This window comes from Wolbachia endosymbiont of Tuta absoluta (genome assembly GCF_059414725.1).
Map to the genome: position 1 here is coordinate 1 of NZ_JBNRJY010000451.1, position 1,127 is coordinate 1,127.

The 1,127-nt window shown below is 32.7% G+C and carries 2 protein-coding genes; one reads left to right on the forward strand and one right to left on the reverse strand.

The features are described 5' to 3' along the window. The first annotated feature begins 483 nt into the window (after positions 1 to 483). Positions 484 to 924, forward strand: coding sequence for an IS200/IS605 family transposase (tnpA, locus tag ACJ5GX_RS04915; RefSeq protein WP_095568239.1), 441 nt, complete (start codon positions 484 to 486; stop codon positions 922 to 924). A 9-nt stretch (positions 925 to 933) separates the two neighbouring features. Here the strand turns inward: tnpA and ACJ5GX_RS04920 are convergent, their stop codons facing one another. After that, entirely contained in the window at positions 934 to 1,074 is a 141-nt protein-coding gene (locus ACJ5GX_RS04920; protein ID WP_495292760.1) for a hypothetical protein, read from the reverse strand. Positions 1,075 to 1,127: the final 53 nt, after the last annotated feature.

Genomic DNA, 1,127 nt, shown 5'->3' on the forward strand with positions numbered 1-1,127 from the left:
CCTACTTATTTTTCTTTCACCAAGATTATCTACATGTAAAGGTATATAAGTTGTAATCTCAAGTAATTTAAAATATCTGTAGGTTGGACCTCTACCATAACCTTTGTCTGCTATCCATGCTTTTACTCTAAAAGAAAAATCATTTAATATATTCCAAACTCTACTTGGAAGTACAGTACACTCATGTGCTGATCCTGTACTTACATAACAATCTACTATAATACGTGAATTTGAATCAATTGAGTAGTGTGTTTAACATAGCTTCTTATAACCACTAGGTCTTGATACAAGACTACAATCAGGATATGTTCTACTTACATGAGTTTGATTAGATATTTTCCTTACTTTCTTTCCTTCTCTAAAACCATGATAACGACGTTCATATATTTTTAATGTCCCCCTTCGGGGATCAAAAATCCCTCGCCTTTAGGCGAAGGGAAGATATAATGAAATTGCTTTAGCAATGAATTTATATCAAGAAATATGAGAAGTTATAGAAAGAATAGTCATAGTCAGTATGATTTAAAAGTGCATCTTATATGGATACCAAAATATAGGAAGAGAATATTGATAGGCAAAGTATCGGAAAGGACTAGAGATTTACTGAGGCAGATTTGTATGGAACATGAAGTACATATAATTTCAGGGAAAATATCATGTGATCACGTACATATGTTTATCTCATATAAGCCGCAAATATCTCTTAGCAAGTTAGTACAGTATTTAAAAGGCATTAGCTCAAGAATTTTATTGCAAGAATTTACTCATTTACGAAAACAATTTTGGGGCAATCATTTGTGGGCTAGGGGCTATATGGCAGTCAGTTCAGGTAATATAACTGATGAAATGATACAGCACTATATTGATGAACAGGAAGGTGAACCTGTGAATGATGATCGATTTCTAATCGATTCCACTTTATAACCCCTCAGCTTATAGCTGAGGGTTGTTTAGTTGCTGAAACAATCCATCCTTTCCAAATAACTCTTTAGGATTAGATTGGGATAATATTTCCTCTACTAACTTATTATTTATACCTGCACTTCTAACACCAGCTTCTATTTTCTTAGCCATATTTTTTACCTTTGTTCTAGTTGTATTTTAACAGTATTTCTTTCTCTGTTGCT

What these genes read in the sequence shown, in the direction of transcription:
- tnpA (WP_095568239.1), top strand. Translation starts at nt 484, where the DNA reads ATGAGAAGTTATAGAAAGAATAGTCATAGTCAGTATGATTTAAAAGTG.
- ACJ5GX_RS04920 (WP_495292760.1), bottom strand. Translation starts at nt 1,074, where the DNA reads ATGGCTAAGAAAATAGAAGCTGGTGTTAGAAGTGCAGGTATAAATAAT.